The organism is Hyalangium sp., assembly GCF_035629615.1.
GTDB lineage: Bacteria > Myxococcota > Myxococcia > Myxococcales > Myxococcaceae > Hyalangium.
In genome coordinates, this window is sequence record NZ_DASPHO010000302.1 from 1 (window position 1) to 6179 (window position 6179).

Consider the following 6179-nt stretch of genomic DNA (forward strand, 5'->3'; position numbering starts at 1 on the left):
GGTTCACCCACCCCGTGACCGTGCGGAACTCGGTGATCCTCAATCCCGGCGCCAGCGGGATCGTCACGGTGGCCGGCTCGGTGATCGAGAACAACCTGATCCTGAATGCCGTGGGCTGGGGGTGGCGGTGAACTTCACCTCCACGGACGCGAAGGCGATCGCCACGGTGAAGAACAACACGATCTTGTTCTCGTGTGACATCCGGAAGCCGGGAGCCGGTGGCTACAGCGGGTCCGCGGTGTCGCTGCAGGGGTCCGCGAACGTCACCGGGAACATCCTCGCGCACAGTGACAACAACGGGATCTACCAGACGTACAAGGCGGAGAAGAGCTCCGTCACCCACAACGTGTTCTTCATGAACCTCTACTCGAACCTGAAGTTCGGCGTGGATGGGAGGGACACGGCCATTGATGACACGAACATGGATGTGTTCGAGGAGGTCGGGTTCAAGGCGTACGAGGGAAATGAGGTGAAGGACCCGAAGTTCGAGCTCGACCGCGCGTGGATGGACAAGTTCTCCCAAAGAACCTCCGCGCAAGAGGGCAAGGTCGAGATGGGGGACTGGAACAAGCTGCGCCAGTCGCTCGGGCTGCCGCTCGTGGGGAAGGGTGGAAGCGCAGCGACGGGAGCCGCCCCTCCGTGGGAGCTCGGAGCCGCGCTGAAGCTGATGGCGCCGAAGGCCGCGATCAAGGCCGGAGCACGAAGGCAGAAGCTCGAGGTGCAGCTGTCCGGAGGTGACGTCGCCGCGGCGAGCACCCAGAGCTACCGGGCTGTGGAGCCGTTGGAGTGGAGCCGGAGTCCCGCGTCGGTGGATGGGCAGTCGCTGCAGATGGTGATCGCCCTCGGCTCGGTTGCGAACATCACCGGCATTCCGTCGCAGTACGCTGCGAAGGATCACGTCGGGATCGTGCTGTTCGACAAGGAGGGGAAGGGCGAGCGCGTCACCGGGTACGTGAAGAAGGGGAGCAGCGTCCAGCGGGCCGTGAATGAGAACACCGGGTACTACAGCGGGAGCGGAGTTCCCGATCGGCTGTTCCTGGTGAAGGGAACGGCGCACGCGGTGAACAACCTCCCGAAGGCCGGGTTCTTCATCGAGAGCATCGAGCCGTACAGCGGCGATGCGGGGAGTGGCGCCGCCGCGAAGCGCGTGGCCGGCCGAGACTGGTTCATCCGCGAAGGCGCGTCGGGAGGGGATGGAAGCCGGGAGAAGCCGTTCAAGGATCCGTACCAGGCGCTCGAGAAGGTCGAGGCGGGAGATACCGTCCACGTCGCCGAGGGTGAGTACGTGGGGAAGCTGCGCGTGGGGCGGTGGCGGATCGACACGACGACCATCACGCTGCTCGGAGGGTACGACAAGGAGTTCAAGTCGAGGAACCCGTGGAAGCACCCGACGCGCTTGATGACCGCCGCGGACTACAAGGGAAGCCGGGGCGGGTACACGATCGAAGGTGCCGAGGATCACTCTGGAGCCGTGGTCGATGGCTTCGTCTTCGACAAGAAATTCAATAACAAATACACCGCGGAAGGAGACCTGGATTATTCGAGGTCCGACAAGACCGAGCACATCTGGCTCGCGCGGCCGGGCTGCGTGATCCGGAACAACGTCTTCGTGAATGGAGCCGAAGGCGCGCTGCGCGTCGCTTCTGGCCAGACCGTCGAGAACAACATCTTCATCAACCACATGGTGAAGACCGTGAACGTGGAGCCCGGATTTGGGAGCGCCCCGTTCGTGTTCCGGAACAACACCGCGGCCTTCGCGTGGGACATCCGGTTCGGAAAGGGGCTGGGGAGCAATGGGAACCTGCTCATCCTCGGCACCCGCGTGCGCGCCATCGTGGACAACAACATCTTCGAGTTCGCCGACAACGACGCCATTCGCCTGAACGCCGACGCGAAGGACGTGGAGCTCACGAGGAACGTCTTCTCACACAACCTCTGGTCCAACGTGCAGAAGCCGGATGGCTGGGTGACCGTGGATGACAAGACCTGGGCGCAGCTGGAGGACTTCGGCTGGAAGAAGGCCGAGGGGAATCAGAAGGCGAGCTCCGGGATCCCCGTGAACAAGACCTGGTTCGACACGTACCTGAACCGCACCGCCTTCGTGCCCGGGAAGGTCACGATGGATGACTGGAATCAATTCCGGGAGCTGATCGGGCAGCCGGTGATTGCGACAGGAGGGAAGGCGGGAAGTGGGCTCGCGCCTGCCTATGAGTGGAAGGACGCGATTCGGCTCTTCCCGAAGAACCCGAAGGTGACCGCCGGGGCGAGGGCGTCGGATCTGGGGGTGAAGTTCGAGGCAGTGGAGAAGAAGGAGGAGTCCCAGAGCTACGAGGAGGTGAGCTGGGACGTCGCGAAGAGCAGCGGCGCGTGGGAGAAGTATGAGGGCAAGCGCGTGGAGCTGACGGTCGTAATCCGCGATCGCGACAATCAGTACCAGCTGCCGGATCTCAAGAAGGAGGAGTGGCAGGCCTTCACCGTCTTCGGTCCCGAGGGCATCGACAGCGGCGGGCTGCCGATGCGTGCATATGTGACGAGGGGGTCAAAAGCCGAGCGGGCCGTGCAGCAAGCGAAGAGCTACAGCTCGGGGACGCCGGAGCAGACGTACGTGATCAAGGGAGTCGTCCGGAATGGCCGGCAACTCCAGGTCGAGGCGGTGGAGCGGGCGGACTGAGGATGCCCTGGCCTCGCGAGGCAGGTCGACAGCAGTGACTGCGATCTCATGCCGAGCCGAAACTCAGTGGGGGCAGCGTGCCTCGCCCACCGCGCGCCCCTCGTACAGCAGCTGCAGCTCGCCAGTACCGCGCAGCTCGTAGCCGAGCCACTGCACCCCGTCCTGGCAGATGGGAGCGCGCGCGAAGGACTTCTTGATCGTCGGTGAGCTCTCCAGACCCGCCACCTTGTGCGTCGGCTCCTTCATCTCCTGGGCCTCCAGGCGGGTAGGGGCCGCGTACAGCCAGAGCTCCAGCGTCGAGCCCTCGCGTGCACACTTGTGCCAGGCCTCGTCCACCTTGGCCTGGAAGGTGTACATGCCTGTCGGCGTGAGCTGGGGGTCGGTGAAGAGCACGAAGGTCTCGAGCCTGCGGCCCTCGTCACAGCGCGAGCAGTAGTAGTGCGCTTGCTGGGAGGTGAAGTCGAGCCGCGCCAGCTGCCCCTTGCCCACCAGCGTGGCCTGCACCGTCTTGTCCCCTGGACCCTGCTCGCAGATCTCCTTGAACGACAGCCCCGCAGCGTCGCTGTAGCTCGTCATGGAGCGAGGGGGCAGGGAGCGCTGCTCGTTCTCACCGCTCACGGTGAACTGCAGCGACAGCGTACCGCCCGCCTTCTTCGCGCACTGGAACCACCTCGGGTCGGCGGTGAAGGAGAACCTGGCGCCGCCCCACCGCTCCAGGGTGAAGATCGGAGGCTTCTGGGGGGCCTTCCACTCGCAGTCGGCTGCCCACGCTGTCCCGTGCACCGCGAAGAGCATGATCCCGATCCACCCGAACCTTCCCATGGCCTCTCCTCCTGGCGTGCCTCCTGGGGCCGCGCTCGGGAACAGGATAGGCTGAACCGGAATGAGAGAGCGCACCCGATCGAGCACACCCGAGCAGGAGGGACACGCCTGCGCCGTCTGTACCCGTCCGGTCCAGGGGCCCCGGTGCGATGCCTGCGGTGTGCCGGTCGCCCCAGGGGGCTTCCGGGTGCTTCGACAGCTGGCGCAAGGGCCTCACTCCCGCCTGTTCCTTGCTGAGGGGAAGGGGGGGCAGGTGGCACTCAAGGAGCTGCTGTTCGCCCTCGTCCCGGATGCAGCGCGGCTCGAGGGCTTCGAGCGCGAGGTGGGGTTCCTCCGTCAGCTGAAGCACCCGTGCATCCCCCGGCTGCTGGCGAGCTTCCGCGAGGGCAGCGGCGTGCACACCCGCCTCTACCTGGCCCAGGAGTTCGTCGAGGGCCGCTCGCTGCTCGAGGAGCTGGAGGAGCACCGGTTCGCGGAGCCGGAGGTGCGTCGCATCGCCCGTCAGGTGCTCCAGGTTCTCGTCTACCTGCATGGGCTCTCGCCCCAGGTCATCCACCGTGATTTGAAGCCGGCCAACATCATGCGGCGGCCCGATGGCGAGATCGCCCTGGTCGACTTCGGCTCGGCGCGCGATCTCGTCCGGGGCACCACGCACGGCTCCACCCTGGTGGGCACGTTCGGCTACATGCCGCCCGAGCAGCTCGGGGGCACGGTCGACGAGACCAGCGACCTGTATGCGCTGGGAGCCACGCTCATCCACCTGCTGTCGCGCAAGTCCCCCGACGAGCTGCTCCGCCCGGGGATGGAGATCGCCTTCGAGGAGGCGGTCCATGCCTCCGCGGGCATGAAAGCCTTCCTGGCTCGTCTCACCGATCGAGATCGGAGTCGGCGCTTTCCGTCCGCCCAGGCTGCACTGGAGGCGCTCGACGCGCTTGAGCAGAAGCGTCCGTCACCCGAGGCCACACGCAAGCGTCCATCGCGCGCGCGTTTCGTCGTCCTGGGTGCCATGGCGGCGCTGGGGCTCATGGGCGGACTGGGCACGGCCCTGTATTTGATGATGGCTCCTCCGACGATTCCTCCTCAGCCTCCGGCGCTTCCCCCGCTTCCGCAGCCTGCGAGGGTTGTGCTCCCGCCTCCACCGCCTCCCAGAGTCGAGGAGCCCCCCCAGTCGCCTGTGACTCCCACTCCGCCTGTGCGGCCCACGAAGCCCACGAGCCGGCCGCGCCCCGTGAAGCCCGAGGAGGTGGCGGAGGTCATCACCCTGCGCCCGTCGCAGCAGAATCGCCCCTTCCTCCTGCCGAGGGATGTCCGGGTGCTGATCGGCCGCGAAGTCTCCCTGGGGGACTCGGCCACCTGTGGACCTCAGCCCAGCACGGCCGAGGTGGTGCAGGTGGAGCTCCAGGCCGAGGGAGGAGGCACCCTCGAGGCGCCGCGCTCTCGCCTGTCCGTGGAGCTCACCCTGAAGAACCGGGGCGCTGCTGGGAGCGGGTGCCACAAGGCGGTGCTGCGCCTGAAGGATGCCTCGGGCCAGCCGCTCGCGCCCGAGGTCTCCTTCGAGAACACCTCCAAGGGCACCTTCCGCAGCCGGACGCTCCAGTTTGCCTTCCCGCGAACGCAGCGCGAGGTGCGGCTCGAGGTGGGCATCGGCCAGGCGCCGGGCACCTCGTTCGTGCTGGACCTCGTCCGGGGCACCCTCCGCTGAGGCCCGTTTCGTCGGCTCTGTGGACGTGATCAATGCGTGTAGACTGGTGATCACGATGGAACGCACCCGCCCTGCTCGCCCTACCTCCGACTCACCCTCGGGGACAAGTGGTTCCGTGCAGGACAGCTGCTCCCTCCAGGAGTTGGTGACGCAAGTGATCTCGCCCGGCGTCCTGAGAGCGGATGTGGACGCGCTCCTGCGAGGGCTCGACCGTCCGTTGGCTCAGGGCGAGTCTCCTCGCTTGCGTGCCGACATCCTGATCTCCTTGCTGGAGTCCAACCGCGTCAGCGGCATGAAGGGAAGCACCTGCTGGTGCTCGCGGGCTATTTCTACGATTCTCACCGCACACCCCACGTGCGCAAGCAGAAGGACGGCGACAAGTACCTGATCCAGGTGACCCACCCCGGTCAGCCGATCCCCACGGGTTCGAGGATCGAAGTCGTCGGCCTGGTGCCGCAGGGCGTTTCCATTGGCCGCTTCAGCCCGCCGCAGGGTTGGACCTGCACCCCGCCCTGCCCGATCGTCGGCCCGGACGCCTTCACCTGCACCTTCGTGGTGACGACTGCGATCCCGCTCAACGGCACCCTGCCTGGCCTCGTCATGTAGGTTGACTGATGAAGCGTTGGAGTTGGACAAGCAGGCGGAACCAACACATGGCGCGTCGGAGATGAAGGTCTTTCCGCCGCCGGGGAAGCTTCAGCTCGTGAACGAGCCGAACATGGCCAACAACGCCTCTTGCGCGAAGTGAGCTTCACGGAGGGCGGTTTCCGAGCCGCCCTCCCTCTCCCTGGCCCCGTGACACGATAAGGACCAGGCCGGAACTCCTGCGCTATGACTCGTCCAACCCGCCCTATAACTTCAGCGACGAGCGCCTTGCCCAGTTGAATCCGCCACGGCAGCGACGCCGACGCATCTCACAGCCCACCAGTGCTGTCCCACTTTGGGCGGAGCCCACCTGCGCTGAATCGATTCGAGGCCACCCCG

At 66.1% G+C, this 6179-nt stretch carries 4 protein-coding genes; 3 read left to right on the top strand and 1 reads right to left on the bottom strand.

The window, feature by feature from the left end; translation table 11 throughout:
• Positions 1-127: 127 nt before the first annotated feature.
• Positions 128-2671, top strand: a complete 2544-nt coding sequence (locus tag VD972_RS15325; protein WP_324987407.1) for a hypothetical protein — start codon at positions 128-130, stop codon at positions 2669-2671.
• 63 nt (positions 2672-2734) lie between these two features.
• Here VD972_RS15325 and VD972_RS15330 read toward each other — a convergent pair whose 3' ends face one another.
• Positions 2735-3493 carry a hypothetical protein gene (locus tag VD972_RS15330; RefSeq protein ID WP_324987409.1) on the bottom strand — a complete coding sequence of 253 codons (759 nt, stop codon included), beginning with the start codon at positions 3491-3493 and terminating at the stop codon, positions 2735-2737.
• A 61-nt stretch (positions 3494-3554) separates the two neighbouring features.
• On the opposite strand from VD972_RS15330, the gene VD972_RS15335 reads away from it, so the two are divergent.
• Positions 3555-5195, top strand: coding sequence for a serine/threonine protein kinase (locus tag VD972_RS15335; RefSeq protein ID WP_324987411.1), 1641 nt, complete (start codon positions 3555-3557; stop codon positions 5193-5195).
• Positions 5196-5507: 312 nt separating this feature from the next.
• Positions 5508-5801 (top strand): hypothetical protein, encoded by a 294-nt coding sequence (locus VD972_RS15340; RefSeq protein WP_324987414.1) that lies wholly within the window; start codon positions 5508-5510, stop codon positions 5799-5801.
• The last annotated feature ends 378 nt before the right edge of the window (positions 5802-6179 follow it).